Source organism: Pelomonas candidula, assembly GCF_043555985.1.
Taxonomy (GTDB): domain Bacteria; phylum Pseudomonadota; class Gammaproteobacteria; order Burkholderiales; family Burkholderiaceae_C; genus Pelomonas; species Pelomonas candidula.
Window position 1 is genome coordinate 1 of sequence record NZ_JBIGIC010000001.1, and the last position, 23,301, is coordinate 23,301.

Sequence of the window (23,301 nt, forward strand, 5' to 3'; positions counted from 1 at the left end):
CCATTTGCATGATTCAAATCTAATTTCCGTGAGCGTTTAAAGTCCGAAGGACCGTTGCAAGTCACCCTGCAACATCACTTCGCCTCAAACGCCCACGCTTATCGGCTGCTAATTATTAAAGAACATCGCAATCTTCAGAGTCTTGACTCTTCGTCTTGCGCGCTGATTACGTTTATCGTTATCAGCAAAGAGGCGAGATTCTAATCTGCTTTTTCGTCGTCGTCGAGTATTTTTGAAAATTTATTTTCGCGATACTCAGCAATTTCGATCACTTTGCCACTCGCCTTAATTCGCTTTCGCGAATTGTTGTCAGCAGCAAAGAGGCGAGATTTTTATCTGCTTTCGCGGCGTCGTCAAGCACTTTTTGAAAATTCTCTTCAGAACCCTCCGGCGCCTGGCGACTCTTTCAAGCCCGCCCTGATCTTTCGATCCGCCCGCCAATCCCATCTGCCGCCGCCTCCGGCTAGGCCGCTGTGATCAGCGAAGCCTGCCACTGTAGCACAAGGTTTTGAAGCTTGGGAAGAGTCTGCGGCAAATTCTTCGAGAAATCTCTTGCTCGCCCCAACCTGCTTGGGGCCCTGCCTGTTCCATACATGGGTAAAGCCCGACAAAAATGACTGAGAAGCTGCGCACTGCAGAGCAAACGCCGAGCGTCCGCTGGCGCTGCATCGGCTTACCGGTTCAATGCACTGCAGCCACTCCGCCCTTGGCGACGGCCAGTTCCTTCTCCGCGACCGCACGGGGGTCTTCGCTTTCCAGCAGCCTGGGCAACACGCCGGCCAGCCGCTGCGCGTCCGAACGCAGCAGGCGCTGCTTGACGGCGGGGATCTGCGACGGGTGCATGGAGAAGCTGCGCAGCCCCATGGCCAGCAGCAGTTCGGTGAAGTCGGGGTCACCGGCCATCTCGCCGCAGACGCTGACACCCTTGCCAGCCGCACGCGCCTGCGCGATGGACTGGCTGATCAGTTGCAGCACGGCCGGATGCCAGGGATCGTAGAGATGCGCCACTGCCTCGTCGGCACGGTCGATGGCGAGCGTGTACTGGATCAGGTCGTTGGTGCCGATGGAGACGAAGTCCACGTGGCGCAGCAGCAGCGGCAGCATGACGGCCGCGGCCGGTATCTCGATCATGACGCCCAGCTCGACACGGGTGAACGCATGGCCAGCGTCGGTCAACTGCTGCTGCACCTTGCGAATCGTCTCCGTGATCTGCCGCACCTCGCTGAGGTGGGCCACCATCGGCACCAGCAGTCGGACCTTGCCGAAAGCGCTCGCTCTATAGATAGCGCGCAACTGCTGGCGGAACATGCTGGGCTCGGCCAGGCTCCAGCGGATGGCGCGCAGGCCCATGGCCGGGTTGAGCACATGCTCGTGGCGCAGCTCGTTGACGGTCAGGCGGTCCAGCGGCTTGTCCGCACCGACGTCGACGGTGCGGATGGTCACCGGCATGCCCTTCATCGCCTCGACGGCAGCCTTGTAGGCGAGGAACTGCTCCTCCTCGCTCGGCAGCTCGCCGTCGCGGTTCATGAAGAGGAATTCGGTGCGGAACAGGCCCACGCCGGTGGCGCCTGCGACGACGGCCGCCTCGGCGTCGACCGGCATTTCGATGTTGGCGTGCAACTCGACGTGCTCCCCGTCCAGCGTGACGGCCGGCGTGTGGCGCAGCCGGGCCAGGCGGGCCCGCTCCAGCTCGCTCTGGCGCTGGCGGAAGCGGTATTCCTCCAGCACGATGGGGGACGGGTTGACGATCACCGTGCCAGCATCGCCATCGATGATGACCCAGTCATCCTGCATGATGAGCCGCGAGGCCTCGCGCGTGCCGACCACGGCCGGGATATCCATGCTGCGGGCGACGATGGCCGTGTGGGACGTCTTGCCGCCGATGTCGGTGATGAACCCGCGGAACACGCTGCGCTTGAACTGGATCATGTCGGCCGGCGCGATGTCGGCCGCGACCAGCAGCAGCGGGTCCTCGCCGGCGAAGTCCCGCGGCGTCACCGGAGCCGGAGCGTCGCCCTGCGCCTGGGCCAGCGCGCCCAGCACACGCTCGACGACCTGCTCCAGGTCAGCCTTGCGCTCGCGCAGGTAGTCGTCCTCCATCTCGTCGAACTGGCGGGCCAGCACCTCAAGCTGGGCAGACAGCGCCCACTCCGCGTTGTAGTGGCGGTCGACGATCCACTGGCTGGCGCTGCCGGTTAGGGCCTCGTCGTGCAGCAGCATCAGATGCACGTCCAGCAGCGCGGCGAGTTCGTGGGGCGCGTCGTCGGGAAGTTCGTCCTTGAGCGTCTCCAGTTCCTGCACGACGGCATCGCGGCCACGGAGCAGGCGGGCGATCTCCGCCTGGATCTGATCCGGCGCCACGAAATAGTGGGCCACGTCGACACGGCTGGACGCCACCAGCACGGCGCGGCCGATCGCCACGCCGCGCGAGACCGCAATGCCGAACACCTGGAAACTCATCAGCGCACTCCCCAGACCGAGGGGCCAATGTAGCCGCTTGCAACGGTCCCGCGCGTCATGGTTTTTTCATAAGGGCTTCACCGCAGCGTCAAACCGGCCCACCAGCATGACGGGCCATGAACCGCAGCCAAATCGTCACGCATGCGCTGTCGCATGCCCCCGTCGCATCGCGCCCGGAGCGCGCTCCCTCCACCCGCCTCAGCGTCAGCTGGGCCAAGAGCGAAGCCGAGGTGCGTGAAGCCCAGGCGCTGCGCTACCAGGTCTTCGCCGTCGAGATGGGCGCACGCCTCGCGGCCCCCAAGAACTCGCCGGCCGGCCTGGACGTCGACCTCTTCGACGCTTACTGCGAGCACGTGCTGGTGCGCGCCGGCACCGAGGACGGCGAGACCGGCCCGGTCGTCGGCACCTATCGCGTGCTGACCCCGGCGGCCGCCAGGCGCGCCGGCGGCCTCTACAGCGACACCGAATTCGACCTCACCCGTCTGCGCTCGTTGCGCCCGCGCGTGGCCGAGATCGGCCGTTCCTGCGTGCACCCCGACCACCGCAGCGGCGGCGCCATCATCACGCTGTGGGGTGCGCTGGCCGAGTTCATGGCCCGCAACGGGCTGGATACGGTCATCGGTTGCGCCAGCGTCAGCATGCGCGACGGCGGCCACTTCGCGGCCAGCCTGTGGAAGCAGATCGCCGCGACGCATCTGGCCCCCATCGACTGCCAGGTGCGCCCGCGTCTGCCGCTGCCCATCGAGCATCTGCGCCAGGATCTGGTCGTGGAGCCGCCGGCGCTGATCCGCGGCTACCTGCGCTGCGGCGCCAAGCTGATGGGCGAGCCCGCCTGGGACCCTGACTTCAACACCGCCGACCTGCCGCTGTTGCTGCGCACGGCGGACCTGCCGGCGCGCTTCAGGCGAATCAGCCTCTAAGCCAGTTGGGGCAGAGCCGCTCGCCAAGCTCGATCGACCTGCCCAGCAAAGTCTTATTGACCTTCGCCGAACTTGTCGTTGACGAGGGCGGTGATCGCTTCCTGAGCGGCCTGTTCGTCCTCGCCGTCGGTCTCCAGCTCAACGGAGGCGCCGATGCCGGCGGCCAGCATCATGACGCCCATGATGCTCTTGGCGTTCACACGGCGGCCGTTGCGGCTCATGTGGACGTCGCACTTGAAGCTGCCGGCCAGCTTTGTCAGCTTGGCCGAGGCGCGCGCGTGGAGACCCAGCTTGTTGCTGATGGTGAGAGTGGAAGTGATCATTCTTCGGGCGGCAAGGGAGGCGTGGCGATGACGCCGGCGACCGCACCCTGCGCGGCGCGCCGGGCCAGTTCGGTCAAGGACTTCTGGCTGGCGTAGCAGAGCGTGCGCCACAGCATGGGCACGCTGACGCCGGTGAGCACCTGCACCTGCTCGCCCACCAGGCGCAGCGCGCCGTTGCAGGGCGTGGCGCCGAACACGTCGGTCAGCACCAGCCATTCCCGGCCGTCGCCGGCCATCAGCGCGCGGGCGGCGGCCTCGACGTCGTCGGCACACTGGCCGGGCTGGACGTCCAGCACGGTCAGCGTCGGCGCGCAGTCGGGAAAGGTGTGCTCGGCCACCTGCCGCAGCGCGGAGGCGAGCGGAGCGTGGGCGATCACGAGCAGTTGGGCCATGGGCGGGATGTTAGCGGGCGGGCTCGACGCGCAAGCCCGTCACGAAGCTTTCCCATGCCGCCGCGTCGTCCTGCGGCGCCGTCATCAGCGCCTGGTAGAGCCGCCCGCCGTGGGCGAACACGGCCAGGCGCGTGACGCCGCCGCTGCCCGCCAGCCGGTACTGGCCCGCCTCCCGCAGCGGGGTCATGCCGGGCACCTGCAGCGCTTCGGCGGCCGGCAGCGGTTGACCCAGCTTGGTGGCCAGCGCCTGCGCCATCGCCTTCAGCGCGGCGCCGGACTGAGCCGGATCGGGCGCGTCGGCCCAGGACAGCGCAAAGCCCTTGCCGCCCGTCTCGCAGCGGGCCAGGCCCATGCCCGAGCGCTGCTCGGTGTCGGGCTTGCACGGGAACAGCGCCAGCGCACCGGACTGCGCCGGTCGCACCTCGCGCCAATTCAACGCCGGCTGGCAGGCCGAGAGCCATCCCAGCATTAGGGCAAATCCGGCAACGGGGGTGAGGCGCATCCCCGAATTATGGGCAGCCGCCCCACGACAATTCCTCGATGCAAGAACTGCCAACTCCACAAGCGCTGGCGGGCGTGCGCGTGCTGGATCTCTCACGCGTGCTGGCCGGCCCCTGGTGCACCCAGACCCTCGCCGATCTCGGCGCCGACGTCATCAAGATCGAACGCCCCGGCAGCGGGGACGACACGCGCGCCTGGGGGCCGCCGTATCTCAAGGATGCCGACGGCCGCGACACGACCGAGGCCGCCTACTTCCTCGGCGCCAACCGCAACAAGCGTTCGCTGGCCGTCGACCTCGCCACGCGGGAAGGCCAGGCCATCGTCAGGAAGCTGGCTGGCCAGGTGGACGTGCTGGTGGAGAACTTCAAGGTCGGCGACCTGGCCCGCTACGGGCTGGATGCGCAAAGCCTGCTGGCCGAGCACCCGGGCCTCGTCATCTGCTCCATCACCGGCTTCGGCCAGACCGGCCCCTACGCCGACCGCGCCGGCTACGACTACGCCGTGCAGGGCATGGGCGGGCTGATGAGCGTGACTGGCGAGCGCGACGACCTGCCCGGCGGCGGCCCGCAGAAGGTGGGCGTGGCCGTGGCCGACCTGTTCACCGGCATGTACGCCACCGTCGCCATCCTCGCCGCGCTGCGCCACCGTGACGCGACCGGCCAGGGCCAGGTCATCGACATGGCGCTGCTGGACACCCAGCTCGCCATGCTGGCCAACCTGGGCAGCAACTACCTGTGCAGCGGCAAGGTGCCGGGCCGCATGGGCAACGCGCACCAGAACATCGTGCCCTATCAGGTGTTCGAGGCCGCCGACGGGCACCTGATCCTGGCCGTCGGCAACGACCGCCAGTTCGCCAAGTTCTGCGACGTGGCCGGCCGGCCCGAGTGGGCTGCGGACCCGCGCTTCGCGACCAACGCCGAGCGTGTGCGCCATCGCGCCGTGCTGGTGCCGCTGCTGGAAGAGGCCATCCGCGGGCGCCCACGCAACGAATGGCTCACGGCGCTGGAGGCCGCCAAGGTGCCCTGCGGCTCGATCAACAACATCGCCGAGGCGCTGGCCGACCCGCATGCGCAGCAACGCGGCGCCGTCGTCGACATGGACCACCCGTTGACGCCGGACCTGCGCCTCGTGGCGAGCCCGATGAAGCTGTCCGCCACGCCCGTGCAATACCGCCAAGCGCCGCCGCTGCTGGGCCAGCACAGCCGGGAACTGCTGCGCGAGGCCGGCTGCAACGAGGCCGACATCGACCGTTGGCTCGCGGAGGGCGTGATTGCTTGAGGGGCCCGCACCCCGCCCACGCGAGCGGACCTGCCCTGCGGGCAAACCCACCCCGTAACCAAGGGTTTCCACCCAGTCGGGGGATGGAGGCGGGGACGTCCTGTCTACAGAGTGCGTTCTCTCACCGCGGCGGGCCAACAACCTAGAACCATCCGCTGCGGTTCAGTCGTCAGGGTCATGTCCACACCGCCTTCTTCAGCGCCAGTCAGCGCCGCCAACGATGTCGCACCCGAGCCCACGCCGGTGCAGTGGGCCGACATCGTCCAGCAGCTCGGCGCCGAGATCGCCGGGCCGCTGAGCGCCGCGCTGGAGCAGATCCAGAACCTCGCCACGACCGGCCAGATCGACCGCCGCGGCCTGCGCCTGCTGCGCCGCAGCGTGGACGACGCCCGCACCGCCGGCATGCTGGGCCAGCAACTGGCCCGCCTCGCGTCCGGCCGCCTGCGTCTGAACCGCGAGCGCCAGCACCTCACGCAGATGCTGCGCAGCGTGCTCGCCCAGCGCAGCCGCGAGACACAGACGCGCGGCGTGCAGGTGCGCCAGACGCTCAAGCCTGTCGAGATCTGGGCCGACGGCGCGCTGCTGTTCGCGCTGCTGAACGCGATGATGGACTGGGCGCTGGCCAACACGCATTCGTCGGTGGACCTGCGCCTGGACCTGACGCCCTGGCCCGTGAAGGCGCGGCTCTCCTGCCGCTTCGCCCACCGCTCGCTGGAGCTGCTGGGCGAGGAGGCCGAGCCACGGGGCGCATCGGCCACGCTGGACTCGCTGGCCTGGAAGCTGGTGGAGCAGACGGCCATCACGCTGGGCGTGCTGCCACTGCGCGAGCAGGAGGCCGGCATCACACTGCTGACGCTGGAGTTCACGCAGCTCGCCCCCGAGGAGGCGCCGCCGCCCGACAGCACCCACGCCAGGCTGGAAGCCGAGGCCGAGCGCATGGGCGGCAACTCGCGCCCGCTGGCCGGCTGCCAGTTGCTGATCCTGTCGGCCAACCGCGACCTGCGCGCCGAGTCCCAGGCCGCCGTGCGCCACATGGGCATGCTGGTGGACGTGGTGGGCAGCGTGGCAGAGGCCGAGCAGTTCTGCCGCGAGGGCCTGCCGCACGCGCTGCTGTTTGACGCCGCGTTGATGAACGAGGCGCTGCTGCAGCTGATCGCCGAAGTCATGCGCGACGCACCGGACTTCAGCTTCGTCGAGATGTTCGACGGCGAGCACCGCACCCAGCTGTCCACCGCCACCAACGACGGCATCGCCCGCATCTCGCGCCGCCACCTGCCCGACGCGCTGCCGTCGCTGCTGATGTTCGAGCTGGCCAAGCGCAATTGAAGGTTTTGGGCAGGTGCCTAGAATCCGGCCCATGCTGACCCGCCGCCTGCTTTCCACCGCCCTGCTGGCCTGCGCCGCTGCGCTGTCGGGCTGCGCCCGCGACCGCGCCCCCGAGGTCAGCTACGTGCTGCTGAACGGCCAGAAGGCCAGCTCGCAGCAGTGGGCCGGCAAGGTCATGCTGGTGAACTTCTGGGCCACCAGCTGCGCGACCTGCGTGGGCGAGATGCCCCGCATCATCGCCACGCACAACAAGTTCAAGGGCCGCGGCTTCGACACGCTGGCCGTGGCCATGAGCTACGACCCGCCGGCCTTCGTGTCCCGCTTCGCCGAGACGCGCGGCCTGCCCTTCAACGTCGCCATCGACAACATGGGCTCGGTTGCCCAGGCCTTCGGCCCGGTGCAGATGACGCCGACGACCTTCCTCATCAACAAGCACGGCGAGATCGTCAAGCGCTACGTCGGCGAGCCGGACTTCGCCGCGTTGCACGGTCTCATCGAGCAGTTGCTCGCCGAAGGCTGAGCCCCTCGCCTGACGGGCCTCCTGGGGTGGCCCGACGCTCGGCCCGGAATACCCGCCTGGATTAGCCCACCGTCGGGTTCAGCGCCGCGTGCGCCTGCTCGTCCGCGTGGTAGCTGGAGCGCACCATCGCGCCGACGGCCGCGTGCGTGAAGCCCAGCTCGTAGGCTTCCTTCTCGAACTGCTTGAACATGTCCGGCGTCACGTAGCGGCGCACTGGCAGGTGGTGGCCCGACGGCGCCAGGTACTGGCCGATCGTGATCATGTCGATGTTGTGCGCGCGCATGTCGCGCATGACCTGACGGATCTCGTCGTCCGTCTCGCCCAGGCCGACCATGATGCCGCTCTTGGTCGGCACACCGGGCACTTCTTCCTTGAAGCGCTTCAGCAGGTTCAGGCTGAACTCGTAGTCGGAGCCGGGGCGCGCTTCCTTGTACAGGCGCGGCGCGGTTTCCAGGTTGTGGTTCATCACGTCCGGCGGCGCGGCCTTCAGGATGTTCAGCGCGCGGTCGGCGCGGCCGCGGAAGTCGGGCACCAGCACTTCGATCTGCGTACCCGGCGACAGCTCGCGCGTCTTCGTGATGCACTCGGCGAAGTGAGCCGCGCCACCGTCCTTCAGGTCATCGCGGTCGACGCTGGTGATGACGACGTACTTCAGCTTCAGCGCCGCGATGGTCTTGGCCAGGTTCAGCGGTTCGTCGACGTCCAGCGGGTCCGGCCGGCCGTGGCCGACGTCGCAGAACGGGCAGCGGCGCGTGCACTTGTCGCCCATGATCATGAAGGTGGCCGTGCCCTTGCCGAAGCACTCGCCGATGTTGGGGCAGGAGGCTTCCTCGCAGACGGTGTGCAGCTTGTGCTCGCGCAGGATCTGCTTGATCTCGTAGAAGCGGGTGCTGGGCGAGCCGGCCTTCACGCGAATCCAGTCGGGCTTCTTCAGCACCTCGGCCGGCACGATCTTGATCGGGATGCGCGAGGTCTTGGCCTCGGCCTTTTGCTTGATCGACGGGTCGTAGGTGGTCGTGTCGGACATGGTCAGGGCGTCGCGAGGTCGAATTGGGCCGAGAGCCGCTCGGCGAGCCGGCCGGCCGCGGTCGGCCAGTCGGTGAAAACCCCGATTTTATCGAGGGATGTGGTTTCCAGTCCTTCGTACCCGCAAGGATTGATGCGCAGGAAGGGTTCCAGGTCCATCGCGACGTTCAGCGCGAGGCCGTGGTAGGTGCAGTGACGACTGACCTTGATGCCTAAAGCGGCGATCTTGGCCAGGCCGTTGAACGGCCGATTCGGGTCGACGGGGCCGGCCAGCGCCGCATGGCTGCCGGGGTCGCCCGGGCGCACGTAGATGCCCGGCGCGCTGGCCACGCGCAGGCCGGTCACGCCGTAGCTGTCCAGCACCTGGATCAGCGCCGTCTCCAGCCGGAACACGTACTCCTTGACGAAGATGCCCTGGCGCCGCAGGTCGATGAGCGGGTAGGCCGTGACCTGGCCGGGGCCGTGGTACGTGACCTGGCCGCCACGTTCGGTGGGCACCACGGGGATGTCACCCGGCAGCAGCAGATGCTCCGGCTTGCCGGCGATGCCTTGCGTGAACGTGGGCGGGTGCTCGCAGAGCCAGAGCTCGTCCGGCGTGTCTGCATCGCGCGCCGCCGTGAAGGCGCGCATGGCCTCCAGCGTGGGCAGGTAATCGACCCGCCCGAGGGTCTTGACGATCATGGCGGCATCATAGGCAGCCACCGTAAGCCCTCGCCGTCGCTCGCCGACTCATGCCGATGAAGATTCCGCTGATTGCCCTGCTGCTCGTCGCCTCGCTGGCCCGGGCCGAACCGCTGGACGACGCCGTGGCCGCCTACGACGAGGGCCGGCTGAAGGCCGCCGCCAGGGGCTTTGCCGCCTCGGCCGCGCGCGGCGAGCCGCTGGGCCAGTTCAACCTGGCCATGATGCATTTGCGCCGCGAACTGCCTGGCGCAAGCGACGCGAAGGCCTGGCAGTGGCTGCAGCGCGCCGCGATGCAGCACTACGCCCTGGCCGAGAACGCACTGGGCGAGATGATCGAGCAGGGCCGCCACGGGCCGCTCGACAAGACCGCCGCCTGCGACTGGTTCGAGCGCGCCGCCGAACATGGCAACGGCGACGGCGCGCTGGCCGCCGGCACCTGCTTCTACCTCGGCCGCGGCCGGCAGCAGGACATGGCGCAGGCCCACCGCTGGTATCTGCAGGCCGCCACCGCAGGCGACGTCGGTGCCCAGTACCTCGTCGCGTCGATGTTCGAGACGGGGCTGGGCGTGGAGGTCGATGAACGGCTGGCGCGGTATTGGTACGACGTCGCCGCCAAGAACGGCGACGTCGCGGCCAAGGCCAAGCTCAAGGCGCTGAGCGAATCGAGCTGAGCTACTCGAAGCGCTGTGCGCTCTGCCGTTCCGTTCGGTCCCGCTGTGCGATGCGCTCCTCAATCCGCTGCAATTGAGCGCGTGCCCAGGCCACGACGTCAGGCTCGTCGGCCGAAAGCAACGCGCTCAGACGGACCACGAAGGGCTGGGCCGCGGCAGCGTAGGAACCTGCCCAAGAATTGGGAAGTGCGCCCGATTCAAAAGACGCCAGGATTCGTGAGCGGTCATGCGCCTGCTGCAGCAGCGCCCGTGCCAACGGGCCGAAACCTTGCGCCGGCTCGTCAGCGAAAACCTTGATACGCGCTCCCAACCAAGGGCCTCGCCGCGCCGCATCGTGGGCCACCCACGCCAGCAGCACGGCGTCGGCCACCTTGCTGAGGGGGTGCTCGTGCCGAGCGTCCATCAACCACCAATCCTTGCGGGCCTCCTCTTCCTCGTCGTCAGCTCCCGGTCCGAACGCATCGAGAGCCACCACAGGCCGCCCTGCAAACAGCTGCCCGACAACGACTTCTGCCACCCCGGCCAAGAAGCCCCCGTCGCGTCGTTCCATGAGAACCGCGCAAAGATGTTCCGCGACCTCCCGTCCTCGTTGACCGGACAGCGCCGCAGGCACGAGATCACTCACGCTGTACCAGTCACTTTCGTCGGCGAAGCTTGCATCCACCCCGAGCAGCAACTCTGCACACAGTTCGCGAGCCTCGTCGTCGACCTCCGCATTCATGCTGCTCAGGCCAAACAAACGCATGCGATGCAGGCTGATCGCCTCTCGTAGCCCCTCGGGGAGGGCCTTGATGGATCGCAACAGTTCGGCGTGGCTTGCCGACGAAATCCCACTCAATAGCCCACCGAATTTCAACCATCCAAACTTGGCCGCCGGCACCTGCCCCTGCCTGGCAAGTGCCGTCAGCCGCGCCGCGCCCGCCTCGTCGACCGTCTGGCCGGTGTGCAGTTCGACACCCAGTTCAGCCAGCACGGGCTCGGCGGCGCAATCGTCCAGCAATCGCTCGGCCAACTCAGGGTCACGCGCCCGCAACCCATCGAAGAATCCGCGGACGAAGCCCGCATCTCGTGATTCCCGAGGGGCGGCGGCATAGCGGCGAATGAGGACAGACCAGTCGCCAGCAAGATCGACGGCGCGCTCTGCGACCCGTTGACCCAGCAGCGGCGTGTAGCCCGGCGAGAAGTTGTCGATCAGCCGATGCAGGAGGGCAGGCTCGTGCAGACGCAAGGCAAGCTCGGCACCGATGTCAGCCAGCATCTGGCCGTAGTGCCCGAGCACAGGCGCGGCGCCTGAACGATGGGCCTGTATTTCTTCAAGTGACAGCAGATCGACCCTGCCGTTGGGGCTTGCGTAGACCAGCGCCTCGATGCGATCTTCGAGAGATTGCGGGCGCAGTTGGGACTCCAGCCCCTCCAGCCGAGCGCGCAAATCAGAGTCAGCGCCGACCGGCGAGGCGGGCGGCAGGAGCAACGCCACAGCGATGCCACGCCACAAGCACAGTGCCGCAGGCAGATGCGCCACCGCCGCTGCGAACCGCTCCAACGCCGGCAAGACGTCGGCGTCCCAGGCCAGAGCAACGGCGGCGTTCGCGACCAGGTCGGCCAACTCCGCAGCCAGGGCATGCCCCGCGCACAGCCGCTCGGCGACAAGCCGCATCGGCCCGCCATACCAGGCCGCCCAGTCGTCCTCGGAACTCGGCTGCCAGCCTTCGCCCCGCACTCGCGCCCCGAAGGTCTCGGGCATCGAGCCGCTCCAGTTCACAGCCAGCAGGGTTCGCAAAGCGACCAAGGACAGCCGCTGGCGCCTTGAATCCGACGAATCCAGCAGGGACGCAAGCAAGGCAAGGCGCTGCGAGGCATCGGCTTCGGTGCCAGACAGCAGGGGCCTGAACAAGCGTTCCAACGGCCGAGGCAGGCGGTTTTCGCCGCGGTTGCTGCCGCTGCCCTCGTGCGTCGCCAGCCTGACCAACACTTCGGCGGCCCTGGCGAAATCCACGGCCGGATAGGCCAGCTGCCCTGCCAGACCGACGGCCGCGTCCCGGTACAACACATGATGCCAGCCTAGCAAGCCCTGCCCCTCGACGGCCGTCAGTTGCTCTAGCCGGGTCAGTGCCAGATCCGGCCGGACCGGCGCCAGCAGTCTGAAGATTTCGCGGCCCTGCATCGAGTGCTCGTCGAAGATCGCCATGCCCGGCGCCTCGCGAAACCAACGCCCGACCACGTCCTGCGCGTCGCGGCTGTCGTGCAGCGAAGAAAGCCTCCTCGCGAACGACAGCGACAAGCGCTCATGCTGCCGCAGCTCGCGCCAGAGATCGTCGCCGGACACGCCGCCCAGGCCCCTTGCGGCCAGGTGGTTGGCCAGGGCGTGCGGCAGGATGGCCCGCCACGGGCCTCGACGCTGAGCGAGGCCTCGATTCAGCAAGGTGCCGAGATAACGCCGCAGCTCGGCGATGGAGCGGGCTGCCAGCCGGGCCAGGCGCGTGAGTTCCTGGTCGGCTTCGGAGACATCGGATTCCTCGGCGTTGAAGGAATAGACCAGGGCCAACACCTGCGCGGCGTGCTCGAGGCCCGGGTCCGGCTGCTGTCGCTGCCAGAACAGTCGCTGAAACAGGTCTGCATCACTCAGGCCGCTCAATCGGCCGGTTCGACGGGCGGCGCTGGCCAAGGCGAGGGCGACGCGCAGATTGCCTTCGGAGAGACTGACGATTTGCTGCCGGACGCCATGGCCCAGTCTGGGCTCGCGGAGTTCAAGCAGGCGATCGAGCAGCCCAGGCGTGGTAGCCCCGAGGCGGTAGACATCGGCCTGCTCGGCTTCGCCGCCGTCGATGTCGTACTCGATGGTGAGCAGTGCGACCCGACCTGGGCGAGCGGACAGGGCGGCCTGCAACGCACGATGGGTCGCCGGGTTGCAGTTGTCGATCAACAGCGCCACCGGGCGGGCCTGTGCGGCAAGCCGGTGGAGCATCTCTACCGCGGAGGGTTGCAGAGCCTCACCCGCGTCGGCATACACAGCAAGATGCGCAGGTAGGGGCTCATCGCCCAGACTCGCCTCGAACAAAGCCTGTACCAGCCGGGTCTTGCCCGTGCCCGACAGGCCGACGAGGCGGATCGCCTGACCTGGGATGCGCAACTTGGCGCGCAGCTCCGCCAGGGTTTGCGCGACGCTCAGTTGCCGGGTGCCGCGTTCACCCGAGGCCTCGACCCGGGCTTGGTCGTCAGCCAGAAAGGCGGCGTCGATACTGGACGCGGCCCATGCAGCGTACCCACGCCATCCCTGCGACGGGCCATCCAGATGCTCGCGCAGCCACAGGGCCACGCCGGAGTGTCGGTTGGTCCAGTCAGCGATGCGGTCGGCGCCAAAGAAGTCGAGCATCACTTCGGCCGGTAACCCCGCATCGCTGGCAACCTTGCGCATGGCAGCCAGTCGGTCCCGGAGCATCGGTGGCGTGCAGGAGTCCTTGGAGCTGACGATGACGTAGGCGCCGCCTCGCACTAGCAGTTCACGGATGGCCGGCTTGAGCGTGCCGCGAGCCCGCATTTCACCCGCCACCTTCGACGCCGGCATAGCCTCGGCTTTGGCCTGCAGACCAGTCTGGCCGCGGGGGATGAAGTCCAGCCCGGCGGGATCGCCGACCAAGTCGACACAAACGTCGATCCCGCCGTCGGGTGCATCTTGATGGCCGCCGGCCCTCACCGCCGAGAGCGGCAGACCTGCGTCCGAGAGTTCAGCCTGGCAAAGCCGCCTGATCAAGTCGCGCAGCGGCGCATCGGCAAGGCGCTGGATGCATGTGACGGTGACTTCCAGCAGCGCGCTCAAGGCTTGGCGCCTTACAGCACGACCTTGACCATCGGATGCGTCGTCAGCGTCCGGTACAGCTCGTCCAGCTGCTCGCGGCTGGTGGCCGTGACGGTGATGGTCAGGCCCAGGTAGTTGCCACCCTTGCTCGGGCGATGCTCGATGGTGGAGGCGTCGAAGCCGGGGTCGAACTGCAGCGCCACGTGCGTGATGGCTTCCACGAAGCCTTCGACGTGCGCGCCCATGACCTTGATCGGGAACTGCGACGGGTACTCGATGAGCGACTGCTCGGGCGGGATGTCGGGTGGCAGGTTCATGGCGCAGGCCTCATTTGATCCACAGGCGGATGGAGTCGAACGCGCGGCCGAAGAGGCCGGACACCGGCACGGCTTCCTGCACGATCAGCGGCACCTCGGCCACCGGCGTGCCGGTGGTCGTCGTGATGCGCAAGGTGCCGACGCGCTGGCCCTTGTTCAGCGGCGCGACCAGCGGGTCGATGTGCTCGACCTGGGTCTGCAGCTTGCCGGCGTCGCCGCGTGGCACGGCGACGTAGACCGCGTCCGCGGCGCCCAGCTTCGCTTCCTTGGCTTCGCCCTTCCAGACCGACACGGTCTTGATGGCCTTGCCGGCGTCGAAGATCTTGACGGCGTCGAAGGCGGTGTAGCCCCAGTTCAGCAGCTTCTGGCTTTCGCCCGCGCGGGCATCCTTGGACGCGGTGCCCATGACGACGCTCAGCAGGCGGCGCTTGCCATTGGGGAACTCACGATTGGCGCTGGCAACGAGGCTGAAGCCGGCGCCGTCCGCGAAGCCGGCCTTCAGGCCGTCCACGGTCGGGTCGCGGCGCAGCAGCAGGTTGCCGTTGTCCTGGCGGATCTTGTTGAAGATGTAGTCCCGCTGCGCGTAGTAGCCGTAGTACTCGGGGAAGTCCGTGATGATGTGCGCCGCCACGGTGGCCATGTCGCGCGCCGTGCTCTTCTGGCCGGGCTCGCTCAGGCCCGTCACGTTCTTGAACTCGGTGTTCTTCAGGCCCCAGGCCTGAGCCTGGCGGTTCATCAGCTGCACGAAGTTCTCGACGCTGCCCGAGACGCCCTCGGCCAGCGCCACGGCGGCATCGTTGCCGTTCTGGACGATGAGGCCGCGCAGCAGTTCGTCGACCTTGGGCGTCATCGTCGTGTCGATGAACATCAGGTCGCCCTTGCGCTCGCTCGCGGCGCGCCGGGACACGGGCAGCGTCTGATCCAGCGCCAGCTTCTTGTCGCGCAGCGCGCCGAAGGCGACGTAGGCCGTCATCAGCTTGGTCAGCGAGGCCGGGTCCTGCGGCGCGTCGGCCTCACGCTCGGCGAGGGTCTTGTGCGCCGTCAGGTCGATGAGCACGTAATTGCGCGCGGCGATTTCGGGCGGCAAGGGAGCCTGGGCCTGCGCAGCCAGCGACAGCGCTACGAGGAAGGAAACAAGGATTCGTTTCATCGGATCGACTCAGGCGCAGGGCTCAGATCTTGGAGGGATCGAAGGCGCGCACCACGAGGGACTTGAGCAGCGGCAGCTGCCCATGGAAGAAATGGCCCACGCCCGGGACGACGGTGACCGGGAGGCTCTGCGGCCGCGCCCAGTCGAGCACGGACGAGAGTGGCACCACGTCGTCGACCTCGCCGTGGATGACCACGGTGTCGGCGGGCACGGGGGCGGTGTCGAAACGGCTGGTGGCGGGGCCGACCAGCACGAGGCGGCGCGCCGGCTCACCGACGCGCTGCGCGGCGCGCGATGCGACGTAGCCGCCGAAGGAAAAGCCCGACAGCAGGAAGGCCTCGCCGGGCGCTCGCACGGCGTCCAGCACGGCCAGCGCGTCGTCGACCTCGCCACGCCCCTCGTCCCAGCCGCCCTCGGACTTGCCGATGCCGCGGAAGTTGAAGCGCACGGCGCGCCAGCCGAGCTGGATGAAGGCACGGGCCAGCGTCTGCACGACCTTGTTGTCCATCGTGCCACCCTGCGTCGGGTTGGGGTGGCAGATGAGGGCCGTGCCGAGGGGCGTGGTGCCGTCGGCAGGAAGGTCGATGGCCACCTCGATCTGACCGGCGGGGCCGGGCACGAGGCGCTTTTCGGTGTGCGCGTTCATCGGCCGACGCTGTCCGGCAGCACCAGGCGCTCGACGACCTTGCCGTCGCGCAGATGGCTCTCGACGATCTCGTCGATGTCGCTCTTGTCGACCCACGAGTACCAGACGGCCTCGGGGTAGACCACGGCTACCGGCCCGCCGGCGCAGCGGTCCAGGCAGCCGGCTTTGTTGATGCGCACGCCGCCCTTGCCCGCCAGGCCCAGTTGCTTCACGCGGGACTTGCAGTGGTCGAAGCCGCCTTGCGCGTCGTGGTCGGCACAACTGGCCTCGCCGTTGGCGCGCTGGTTCAGGCAGAAAAAGACGTGGCGCTCGTAGTAACTACTCATCGTTGGGATTCTCTCTCAGCGAGGCTTCTGAACCAGCCGCGCCGCGAGCCAGACCAAGGCGACAAAAGGCCATGTCCAGGCCACCCAGCGCGTCAGGCCGTAGAGGTTGACGAAGCGGCCCTGCTCCCAGGCCTGCAGGTTCAGCGTCAGGTAGGGGTCGCTGGGCGACACGCTGACGAGCCCCACCAGCGCGCACAGCGCGAACAGCCCCAGCGCCGCCGCCACGCGCGACGGCAGCAGGCAGGCCAGCAGCGACAGCACGACGCCCAGGCCGACACCCGGCCGCGTCGCCTCGCTGAGCCAGGCCCAGGCATGAGCCGGCCCGAACGCCATGGCCGTTGCCGTGGCGGTACCGATCAGGCCCAGCAGCACGGCGCCGCAGGCCAGTACCAGGCGACGCGGCCCCGGCCGCGCGACGACGATCATCAGCAGCACCGGCGCGACCAGGCCCAGCGCGATGGCCAGCGCCTCCAGGCCCGGCGGCAGCTCGCGCTCGACGACGACGGTGTCGCCCCAGCTCAGCGCCCAAGGCGTGCCGTCCAGACCGTCCAGCAGCATCTCGCGCCACCAGGGCAGCCACTGGCCGAGCCCGAACGGCAGCGGCGTCGGGTACAGCAGCGCCACCGGCCACAGCGCGAGCAGGGCCAGCGCCGGCGCGCTGCTGGCGCCGAACCAGTGATCGCGCAGGTCCTCCCAGCGTCGCAGCCCCCCCATGGCGTTCAGCAGCAGGCCCAGCAGCGCACCGATCGTGCTGCCGGCCGAGTTCAGCGCCAGGTCCGACAACGACGGCACGCGGCCGGGCAGGAAGAACTGCAGCGTCTCCATCGTGAACGACAGCAGCGGCCATGGCATGAAGCCGAACAGCAGCGACGCCCGCAGCCTCCAGCCCGAGCGCATCGCCGCCGCGAAGCCCAGCAGGCCCAGCGGGATGTAGCCGAGCAGGTTGGCCTGCATGTCATAGGCGTAGAAGCGCGGCGGCCAGGACAGGCTGAACAGCCACGGCATGCCCATGCCCGGCGGCCAACGCCATGGGAAGAAGGGGTAGAGGCTCGCGTAGATGACCAGCCCGACGTGGGCCAGCAGCAGCCAGGTCGCGGAGCTCTGGCGATGACGCACGGTCAGAAGGGCTTGACCGTCACCAGCACGACGATGGCGGCGAACAGCAGCACCGAGACTTCGTTGTAGACGCGGAACCACTTGTGGCTGCGGCGGTTGGACAGTTCCTCGAAGCTGCGCAGCAGGCGGCGGTTCATGTGGTGGTAGCCGACGACGCCGACGACGAGCAGCAGCTTGACGTGCAGCCAGTAGCTACCGGCAAAGCGGCCAACGCCCCAGCCGAACCATGCCCACAGACCCAGCAACAGCGCCACGCCCATCAGGATGCTGCTGAAGCGGTGCAGCTTGTGCGCCATCAGCAGCAGGCGTTCACGCTCGGCATGACTGTCGGCCGGCACCATGGCCAGGTTCACGAAGATGCGCGGCAGGTAGAACAGGCCGGCGAACCAGGCGGCGACGAAGACGATGTGGAAGGCTTTGACCCAGAGCATGGCGGCCATTATGGGCAGCCGCCCAGGATGCACAGAAGGTCAAGGCCGGCTGCGCCAGCGGGCGGACTTGCAGATTGGCACATGCCGCGCCGTCGGTCGCGCCGCACGACCAGCGCGGGGGCTGGGTCGTGAAACGGCACAGCGCATGTGCCGAGATGAAAAAAGCCCCGGCAAAAGCCGGGGCCGGAAAGCCTTATCGCTGTCATCACGCTAAGGCTCCTGCTCAGGGAGGAAAAGCAGGGAACGACGACCTTGCGGCTATCATTCGCTGACAAGTTTAGCGCGCTTGTGCGGTGGCGTCACGAATAAATGATGCCGGGATGTGTCGTGCATCACGCACCGGGCCGCATCCCCTGCAGTTTGAGGTACCGCCTTGGCCCGCTCACTTCTGACACCCGCCGCCTATCCCGCCGCACGCCCGCGCCGCCTGCGTCGCGACGCCTTCACCCGGGCGCTCGTCCGCGAAAACACGCTGACGGCCAGCGACCTCATCCTGCCGGTTTTCATCCATGAGGGGCAGGATCTCCTGACCCCCGTCGCCAGCATGCCCGGCGTGTCGCGCCAGAGCCTGGATCACCTGCTGAAAACTGCTGAGCAATGCGTCGAACTGGGCGTGCCAGTGCTGGCGCTTTTCCCCGTCATAGATGCGTCGTTGAAGACCCCGGACGGGGCCGAAGCGCTCAATCCGGACGGCCTCGTCCCCCGCGCGGTGCGCGAGGTAAAGAAAAATTTCCCGCAGCTGGGCGTGCTGACGGACGTGGCGCTGGACCCGTTCACCAGCCACGGCCAGGACGGCGTCCTCGACGAGTCTGGCTACATCCTGAACGACGAGACCGTCGACATCCTCGCCAGGCAAGCGCTGGTGCAGGCTGACGCGGGGGTCGACATCGTCGCTCCCAGCGACATGATGGACGGCCGCATCGGCGCCATTCGCCAGAAGCTGGAGGCCGCCGGCCACATTCACACGCGCATCATGGCTTACAGCGCCAAATACGCGAGCAGCTTCTACGGCCCCTTCCGCGACGCGGTCGGCTCGGCTGCCAACCTCGGCAAGGCGGACAAGAAGACGTACCAGATGGACCCCGGCAACAGCGACGAAGCCCTGCGGGAAGTGGCCCTGGACCTGGCCGAGGGAGCGGACATGGTCATGGTCAAGCCTGGCCTGCCGTACCTGGACATCGTGCGCCGCGTGAAGGACGAATTCCGCGTGCCGACGTTCGCCTACCAGGTCAGCGGCGAGTATGCGATGGTCAAGGCCGCGGCGGCCAACGGCTGGCTGGACCACGACGCCGTCATGATGGAGTCGCTGCTGGCCTTCAAGCGCGCGGGCGCGGACGGCGTACTGACCTACTTCGCGCTCGACGCCGCACGCCTGCTGAAGAAGGGGTGAGGCCCGTGCGGGTCTTCCACATCGAATCCGACCGCTTTACCGAATTGCCGGCCCTGCCCGAGGCCATGCCGGAGCGTGGCTTCCTGTGGCTTGGCTATGGCCGGCGCGAGTTCGAGGTCGGCGAGGCCGCCGTGCAGCAGGCGCTCGCGCGCTGGGGCTGCGGCAACATCGTCGATCTGCATGTGTCGGACCTGATCAACAACCAGTTGCCGTCGCACTTCGACTACACGTCCTGGTACGACATGCTGGTGTTCCGCCGCCTCGCCGCAGCACCCGGCAGCCAGGACCTGTTCGTTGACGACGAGCACGGCACGCTGGCCTCGGCGCAGCGCGCGCTGCGCGCCATCGACACCAGCCCGGTCGGCTTCGCCGTGTTCGACCGCGTGCTGGTCACCGTGCACCCGACCGACTGCCAGGTGCGCGAGTTCTTCGCGCAGAAGCTGGACCGCCTGACCGAAGGCCGCGACAAGACCGCCGCCCGGGGCAGTGCCCGCATGCCGGCCAGCCCGGCCGACCTGATGTTGCGCATGGTCAACCACATGGTGGACAGCTACCTGGAGCTGCGCCGCCTGCTGACGCGCCAGCTCGGCACGCTGCAGCGCGTGCTGCTGGACCAGAGCAGCGAGTTCGACGACTGGCCGCTGCTGCTGGAAAGCCGTGACGCACTGCACCGCCTGGAAGACACCTGCGAAGACCAGCGAGCCGCTATCCAGGAGTGGATCGACGCCCTCGACGAGTGGCCCGCCGACGGCGATCCGCACGTCACGCGCGAGCGCGAATTGCTGCGCGTGCGGTCCCGCGACGTTCTGGAGCATGTGGAGCGCGTGCTGACGCACGTACGCCGGTTGGAGTCGTCGGCGGAGTCGGCCGTGCAGATGCACTTCAGCGCGCTGGGGCACCGCACCAACGGCATCATGCGCACACTGACGGTGCTGACAGCCATCTTCCTGCCGCTGAATCTCATCACCGGCGTGTTCGGCATGAACTTCGATGCCATGCCGCTGATCCACAACGCCGGCGGCTTCTGGGACGCCGCGACGCTGATGCTGATCGTCGCGCTGGGGCTGTGGTTCCTGTTCAGGCGCAAGCGCTACCTGAGCAGCAAGAGCTAGCCGCGCTTGTACGGGTCGGCAATGCCCAGGCCCGCCAGGATCTCGGTCTCCCGCGCTTCCATGCACTCGGCCTCGTCGTCTTCCTCGTGGTCATAGCCCTGGGCGTGCAGCGTGCCGTGGACCAGCATGTGGGCGTAGTGATCGAGCACCGGTATACCCATCTCGGCAGCCTCCTTCTCCACCACCTCGGCACAGATGACCAGATCGGCGCCGACGACGGGCTCGTGGCTGTAGTCGAAGGTCAGCACGTTGGTCGCGTAGTCCTTGCCGCGGAAATCACGGTTCAGCGCGCGGCCCTCCTCGGCATCGACGATGCGCACGGCGATCTCGCCCGGCAGCTCCAGCGCCGCGCGGATGAAGCGCAGCACCTTGTGGCGCGGCAGCAGCGCGCGGTGGCGCGGGTCGGCGAATTGCAGGGACAGGCTCAGTTCGGGTTGGCTCATGCTTCTCGTCCTTCGCGCTTGGCGCGCGCCTCATAGGCCTCGACGATGCGGGCCACCAGCGGGTGGCGGACGACGTCGGCACTGGTGAAGCGCGTCATCGCGATGCCCTTGACCTTGGCCAGCACATGCTCGGCATCGATGAGGCCGCTCTGCACGCCGCGCGGCAGGTCGATCTGGCTGGTGTCGCCGGTGACAACGCAGCGGCTGCCGAAGCCGATGCGGGTCAGGAACATCTTCATCTGCTCGGGCGTCGTGTTCTGCGCCTCGTCGAGGATGACGAAGGCATGGTTCAACGTGCGGCCGCGCATGAAGGCCAGCGGCGCGACTTCCAGCTGGCCTTTCTCGAAGGCCTTGGTCACGCGGTCGAAGCCGAGCAGGTCGTACAGCGCGTCGTACAGCGGGCGCAGATAGGGGTCGACCTTCTGCGTCAGGTCGCCGGGCAGGAAGCCCAGGCGCTCGCCGGCCTCGACGGCGGGGCGGGTCAGGATGATGCGCTGCACCGACGCACGCTCCAGCGCGTCGACGGCACAGGCGACCGCCAAGAAGGTCTTGCCGGTGCCGGCCGGGCCGAGGCCGAAGGTGATGTCGTGCGACAGGATCTGCTGCAGGTACTGGTGCTGGCGAGGCGTGCGGGCCGACAGGTCGGCGCGGCGCGTGCGCAGCACGAGGGCGTCGTCGCCCGGCGTGGCAGCGGCCGAAACGGCATGGGGTGCCTTGGCTTCGACGAGGGCCAGTTGCAGCGTTTCGGCCGGCAGCGGGCGCCTGGCGCGCTCGTACAGCACATCCAGCAGGCTCTGCGTGCGCTCGGCCGCGGCCTTGGCACCGTTGATGCGGAACTCGCCCTCGCGGCGCGAGATTTTCACGCCCATGGCGGCCTCGATGTCGCGCAGGTGTGTGTCCAGGCTGCCGCAGACGCGGGCCAGGCGGGTGTTGTCGACGGGCTCGAAAGCGAAGCGCAGGATCACGACGGGCGCAAAAAAATGAGGGACGCCGATTGTCGCTGGTGCATTCCCCGGCGCTCGGGGCGGCGTGCCTCCCGCACAATGCCGGCCCATGAATTTGCCGACCGCGCCGGCCGCCAACCTGGCCCGACGCCTGCTCCCCTCCTTTCCCCTGCTCGCAGCCCTGCTCTGCCCGCTGGTCGCGCAAGCCCAGGCACAGGCCCCGGCGGGCGTGTACTGGGCCGCCACGCTGCACGGCTGGGTCGCCGCCATGCTGGCGCTGATGGCCACCGTCGTGGGCGTGGTCTCCAGCCTGCACCACCGCGAGCGGCCAGCCAGCTTCCTGGTCGGCATGATGCTGAGCTGGGTCGTGCTGCGCGCCACCGGCGCCCCGGCCGCTGCAGGCCTGCGGCCGCTGCTGATGACGCTGCTGGTGCTGTGCGGCGTGCAATACCTGCTGCGTCAGATGAACTGGAAGCGCAGCTGGATCGACCATGCATTGCTGATCCAGTGCCTGGTCGTACCGGCCAGCCTGCTGCTGACGGGTGGTCAGGTCGGCCTCCTCGGCGCGGTATGGCATGCGGTGCTGAGCGTGGAGCTCGTGGCGGCGATGGGTTGGGCACTGTGGCTGCGCCGGTCACGGCTGCGGGCCACGCCGGACGAGGCCCAGACGCGCGAGTTCCGGCTGATGGCGCTGCTGATGGTGCCGACGATGCTGGCACTGCTGGCCGAGATGGGCCTGGCCGGCGTCAGCGAGTCGCTGTGGTGGACGGCGTCGCCGTGGCTGGGCCTGCTGCTGCCAATGCTGATGCTGGGCCTGGGCCTGCAGTTGGTGAACCAGGTGGCCAGTGCCCGCGTGGACGCCGAAAGGCGCATCGCCGCCGTCGAACAGCGCATGGCCGACCGCATCGCCGAGGTGGAACGCAGCCACGGCCAGCTCGCCGAGCAGAAGCTGGAACAGGTCACCGAGCGCGAGCGCAAGCGCATCGCCGCCGACCTGCACGACGACCTGGGCGCCAAGCTGCTGACCATCGTGCACACCAGCGAGTCCGACCGCATCTCGACGCTGGCCCGCGAGGCGCTGGAGGAGATGCGGCTGTCGGTGCGCGGGCTGACCGGCAAGCCGGTGCATCTCATCGACGCCTTGGGCGACTGGCGCGCGGAGGTCGTTTCGCGGCTCGGCCAGGCCAACATCCTGGCCGAGTGGAAGAGCCCGGCCGAGGACATCGAGCACACCTTCCAGGCCCGCTCCTATGTGCAGACCACGCGCATCCTGCGCGAGTCGGTCTCCAACATCATCAAGCACAGCGGCGCCACGAACGCGACCATTTCCGCCACCATCCAGGACGGCGACTTCGTGTTGACCATCCAGGACAACGGCCAGGGCATCCCGACCGAACTGGACGGCCGGCTGGACCGCGGACATGGCATGGCGAGCATGAAATCACGCGCCAAGCAAATGCATGGCCAGTGCCTGGTTGAATCCGGCCCCGGCTGGGGTACTGTCATCCGTCTGACGATTCCGCTCTGAG

Annotated in this window: 23 protein-coding genes; 8 read left to right on the top strand and 15 right to left on the bottom strand. The window is 68.1% G+C overall.

Annotated features, from left to right (window positions below):
- Window positions 1-681: 681 nt before the first annotated feature.
- Entirely contained in the window at window positions 682-2,460 is a 1,779-nt protein-coding gene (ptsP, locus tag ACG04R_RS00005; RefSeq protein ID WP_394405333.1) for a phosphoenolpyruvate--protein phosphotransferase, read from the bottom strand.
- 116 nt (window positions 2,461-2,576) lie between these two features.
- Between ptsP and ACG04R_RS00010 the strand changes: the two genes are divergently transcribed.
- Entirely contained in the window at window positions 2,577-3,380 is an 804-nt protein-coding gene (locus ACG04R_RS00010; protein ID WP_394405335.1) for a GNAT family N-acetyltransferase, read from the top strand.
- A 53-nt stretch (window positions 3,381-3,433) separates the two neighbouring features.
- On the opposite strand, the gene ACG04R_RS00015 is transcribed toward ACG04R_RS00010, so the two are convergent.
- The 3 genes from ACG04R_RS00015 to ACG04R_RS00025 are packed head-to-tail and all read right to left on the bottom strand — an operon-like array spanning window position 3,434 to window position 4,564.
- Window positions 3,434-3,703, bottom strand: coding sequence for an HPr family phosphocarrier protein (locus ACG04R_RS00015; protein WP_394405337.1), 270 nt, complete (start codon window positions 3,701-3,703; stop codon window positions 3,434-3,436).
- Complete coding sequence (locus tag ACG04R_RS00020) at window positions 3,700-4,095, bottom strand: PTS sugar transporter subunit IIA (protein ID WP_394405339.1); 396 nt, start codon at window positions 4,093-4,095, stop codon at window positions 3,700-3,702. The genes ACG04R_RS00015 and ACG04R_RS00020 overlap by 4 nt, the downstream gene beginning before the upstream one ends.
- Window positions 4,096-4,105: 10 nt before the next feature.
- Window positions 4,106-4,564: a hypothetical protein gene (locus ACG04R_RS00025; RefSeq protein WP_394405341.1), complete on the bottom strand. Its 459-nt coding sequence runs from the start codon at window positions 4,562-4,564 to the stop codon at window positions 4,106-4,108.
- Between the two features lie 71 nt (window positions 4,565-4,635).
- Here ACG04R_RS00025 and ACG04R_RS00030 point away from each other — a divergent pair, with 71 nt between their 5' ends.
- The 3 genes from ACG04R_RS00030 (at window position 4,636) to ACG04R_RS00040 (ending at window position 7,720) form a co-directional block, all read left to right on the top strand.
- On the top strand, window positions 4,636-5,874 hold the full coding sequence (locus ACG04R_RS00030; protein ID WP_394405342.1) for a CaiB/BaiF CoA transferase family protein: 1,239 nt from the start codon (window positions 4,636-4,638) through the stop codon (window positions 5,872-5,874).
- A 177-nt stretch (window positions 5,875-6,051) separates the two neighbouring features.
- Window positions 6,052-7,200, top strand: a complete 1,149-nt coding sequence (locus tag ACG04R_RS00035) for a hypothetical protein (protein ID WP_394405344.1) — start codon at window positions 6,052-6,054, stop codon at window positions 7,198-7,200.
- Between the two features lie 31 nt (window positions 7,201-7,231).
- Window positions 7,232-7,720, top strand: a complete 489-nt coding sequence (locus tag ACG04R_RS00040; protein ID WP_394405346.1) for a TlpA family protein disulfide reductase — start codon at window positions 7,232-7,234, stop codon at window positions 7,718-7,720.
- Between the two features lie 61 nt (window positions 7,721-7,781).
- Here the strand turns inward: ACG04R_RS00040 and lipA are convergent, their stop codons facing one another.
- Both lipA and lipB read right to left on the bottom strand, forming a co-directional pair.
- Entirely contained in the window at window positions 7,782-8,747 is a 966-nt protein-coding gene (gene lipA, locus ACG04R_RS00045) for a lipoyl synthase (RefSeq protein ID WP_394405348.1), read from the bottom strand.
- Window positions 8,748-8,749: 2 nt separating this feature from the next.
- Window positions 8,750-9,427 carry a lipoyl(octanoyl) transferase LipB gene (gene lipB, locus ACG04R_RS00050; protein ID WP_394405350.1) on the bottom strand — a complete coding sequence of 226 codons (678 nt, stop codon included), beginning with the start codon at window positions 9,425-9,427 and terminating at the stop codon, window positions 8,750-8,752.
- A 56-nt stretch (window positions 9,428-9,483) separates the two neighbouring features.
- On the opposite strand from lipB, the gene ACG04R_RS00055 reads away from it, so the two are divergent.
- Window positions 9,484-10,101, top strand: coding sequence for a tetratricopeptide repeat protein (locus ACG04R_RS00055; RefSeq protein ID WP_394405352.1), 618 nt, complete (start codon window positions 9,484-9,486; stop codon window positions 10,099-10,101).
- A 1-nt stretch (window position 10,102) separates the two neighbouring features.
- Here the strand turns inward: ACG04R_RS00055 and ACG04R_RS00060 are convergent, their stop codons facing one another.
- From ACG04R_RS00060 to ACG04R_RS00090, 7 genes are read right to left on the bottom strand one after another with little or no spacing between them, the layout of a single operon-like run.
- Complete coding sequence (locus ACG04R_RS00060; protein WP_394405354.1) at window positions 10,103-13,918, bottom strand: hypothetical protein; 3,816 nt, start codon at window positions 13,916-13,918, stop codon at window positions 10,103-10,105.
- An 11-nt stretch (window positions 13,919-13,929) separates the two neighbouring features.
- Entirely contained in the window at window positions 13,930-14,214 is a 285-nt protein-coding gene (locus ACG04R_RS00065) for a DUF493 family protein (RefSeq protein ID WP_394405356.1), read from the bottom strand.
- A 10-nt stretch (window positions 14,215-14,224) separates the two neighbouring features.
- Window positions 14,225-15,364, bottom strand: a complete 1,140-nt coding sequence (locus ACG04R_RS00070) for a D-alanyl-D-alanine carboxypeptidase family protein (protein ID WP_394405358.1) — start codon at window positions 15,362-15,364, stop codon at window positions 14,225-14,227.
- A 22-nt stretch (window positions 15,365-15,386) separates the two neighbouring features.
- Window positions 15,387-16,010, bottom strand: coding sequence for an alpha/beta hydrolase (locus tag ACG04R_RS00075; protein ID WP_394405360.1), 624 nt, complete (start codon window positions 16,008-16,010; stop codon window positions 15,387-15,389).
- Window positions 16,007-16,336: a (2Fe-2S) ferredoxin domain-containing protein gene (locus tag ACG04R_RS00080; RefSeq protein ID WP_394405362.1), complete on the bottom strand. Its 330-nt coding sequence runs from the start codon at window positions 16,334-16,336 to the stop codon at window positions 16,007-16,009. Before ACG04R_RS00080 ends, ACG04R_RS00075 begins: the two co-directional genes overlap by 4 nt.
- A gap of 15 nt (window positions 16,337-16,351) precedes the next feature.
- Complete coding sequence (locus ACG04R_RS00085; RefSeq protein WP_394405364.1) at window positions 16,352-17,452, bottom strand: VanZ family protein; 1,101 nt, start codon at window positions 17,450-17,452, stop codon at window positions 16,352-16,354.
- A 2-nt stretch (window positions 17,453-17,454) separates the two neighbouring features.
- On the bottom strand, window positions 17,455-17,883 hold the full coding sequence (locus ACG04R_RS00090; RefSeq protein ID WP_394405366.1) for a CopD family protein: 429 nt from the start codon (window positions 17,881-17,883) through the stop codon (window positions 17,455-17,457).
- Window positions 17,884-18,256: 373 nt separating this feature from the next.
- Here ACG04R_RS00090 and hemB point away from each other — a divergent pair, with 373 nt between their 5' ends.
- Together hemB and ACG04R_RS00100 are read left to right on the top strand one after the other, a co-directional pair.
- Window positions 18,257-19,273, top strand: coding sequence for a porphobilinogen synthase (gene hemB, locus ACG04R_RS00095; protein ID WP_394405368.1), 1,017 nt, complete (start codon window positions 18,257-18,259; stop codon window positions 19,271-19,273).
- Between the two features lie 5 nt (window positions 19,274-19,278).
- On the top strand, window positions 19,279-20,385 hold the full coding sequence (locus tag ACG04R_RS00100; protein ID WP_394405370.1) for a magnesium transporter CorA family protein: 1,107 nt from the start codon (window positions 19,279-19,281) through the stop codon (window positions 20,383-20,385).
- Here the strand turns inward: ACG04R_RS00100 and ybeY are convergent.
- Together ybeY and ACG04R_RS00110 are read right to left on the bottom strand one after the other, a co-directional pair.
- The gene (gene ybeY, locus ACG04R_RS00105; RefSeq protein WP_394405372.1) at window positions 20,382-20,828 is read right to left on the bottom strand and encodes an rRNA maturation RNase YbeY; all 447 of its coding nucleotides are present in this window, start codon (window positions 20,826-20,828) and stop codon (window positions 20,382-20,384) included. The genes ACG04R_RS00100 and ybeY overlap by 4 nt on opposite strands.
- Complete coding sequence (locus tag ACG04R_RS00110; RefSeq protein ID WP_394405374.1) at window positions 20,825-21,793, bottom strand: PhoH family protein; 969 nt, start codon at window positions 21,791-21,793, stop codon at window positions 20,825-20,827. The genes ybeY and ACG04R_RS00110 overlap by 4 nt, the downstream gene beginning before the upstream one ends.
- A gap of 88 nt (window positions 21,794-21,881) precedes the next feature.
- On the opposite strand from ACG04R_RS00110, the gene ACG04R_RS00115 reads away from it, so the two are divergent.
- Window positions 21,882-23,300, top strand: a complete 1,419-nt coding sequence (locus tag ACG04R_RS00115; RefSeq protein WP_394405376.1) for a sensor histidine kinase — start codon at window positions 21,882-21,884, stop codon at window positions 23,298-23,300.
- Window position 23,301 lies beyond the last annotated feature (1 nt).

What these genes read in the sequence shown, in the direction of transcription:
- ACG04R_RS00015 (WP_394405337.1), bottom strand. Translation starts at nt 3,703, where the DNA reads ATGATCACTTCCACTCTCACCATCAGCAACAAGCTGGGTCTCCACGCG.
- ACG04R_RS00025 (WP_394405341.1), bottom strand. Translation starts at nt 4,564, where the DNA reads ATGCTGGGATGGCTCTCGGCCTGCCAGCCGGCGTTGAATTGGCGCGAG.
- lipB (WP_394405350.1), bottom strand. Translation starts at nt 9,427, where the DNA reads ATGATCGTCAAGACCCTCGGGCGGGTCGATTACCTGCCCACGCTGGAG.
- ACG04R_RS00115 (WP_394405376.1), top strand. Translation starts at nt 21,882, where the DNA reads ATGAATTTGCCGACCGCGCCGGCCGCCAACCTGGCCCGACGCCTGCTC.
- ACG04R_RS00075 (WP_394405360.1), bottom strand. Translation starts at nt 16,010, where the DNA reads ATGAACGCGCACACCGAAAAGCGCCTCGTGCCCGGCCCCGCCGGTCAG.
- ptsP (WP_394405333.1), bottom strand. Translation starts at nt 2,460, where the DNA reads ATGAGTTTCCAGGTGTTCGGCATTGCGGTCTCGCGCGGCGTGGCGATC.
- ACG04R_RS00035 (WP_394405344.1), top strand. Translation starts at nt 6,052, where the DNA reads ATGTCCACACCGCCTTCTTCAGCGCCAGTCAGCGCCGCCAACGATGTC.
- ACG04R_RS00090 (WP_394405366.1), bottom strand. Translation starts at nt 17,883, where the DNA reads ATGCTCTGGGTCAAAGCCTTCCACATCGTCTTCGTCGCCGCCTGGTTC.
- ACG04R_RS00020 (WP_394405339.1), bottom strand. Translation starts at nt 4,095, where the DNA reads ATGGCCCAACTGCTCGTGATCGCCCACGCTCCGCTCGCCTCCGCGCTG.
- ybeY (WP_394405372.1), bottom strand. Translation starts at nt 20,828, where the DNA reads ATGAGCCAACCCGAACTGAGCCTGTCCCTGCAATTCGCCGACCCGCGC.
- ACG04R_RS00010 (WP_394405335.1), top strand. Translation starts at nt 2,577, where the DNA reads ATGAACCGCAGCCAAATCGTCACGCATGCGCTGTCGCATGCCCCCGTC.
- ACG04R_RS00065 (WP_394405356.1), bottom strand. Translation starts at nt 14,214, where the DNA reads ATGAACCTGCCACCCGACATCCCGCCCGAGCAGTCGCTCATCGAGTAC.
- ACG04R_RS00080 (WP_394405362.1), bottom strand. Translation starts at nt 16,336, where the DNA reads ATGAGTAGTTACTACGAGCGCCACGTCTTTTTCTGCCTGAACCAGCGC.
- lipA (WP_394405348.1), bottom strand. Translation starts at nt 8,747, where the DNA reads ATGTCCGACACGACCACCTACGACCCGTCGATCAAGCAAAAGGCCGAG.
- ACG04R_RS00040 (WP_394405346.1), top strand. Translation starts at nt 7,232, where the DNA reads ATGCTGACCCGCCGCCTGCTTTCCACCGCCCTGCTGGCCTGCGCCGCT.
- ACG04R_RS00030 (WP_394405342.1), top strand. Translation starts at nt 4,636, where the DNA reads ATGCAAGAACTGCCAACTCCACAAGCGCTGGCGGGCGTGCGCGTGCTG.
- ACG04R_RS00055 (WP_394405352.1), top strand. Translation starts at nt 9,484, where the DNA reads ATGAAGATTCCGCTGATTGCCCTGCTGCTCGTCGCCTCGCTGGCCCGG.
- ACG04R_RS00070 (WP_394405358.1), bottom strand. Translation starts at nt 15,364, where the DNA reads ATGAAACGAATCCTTGTTTCCTTCCTCGTAGCGCTGTCGCTGGCTGCG.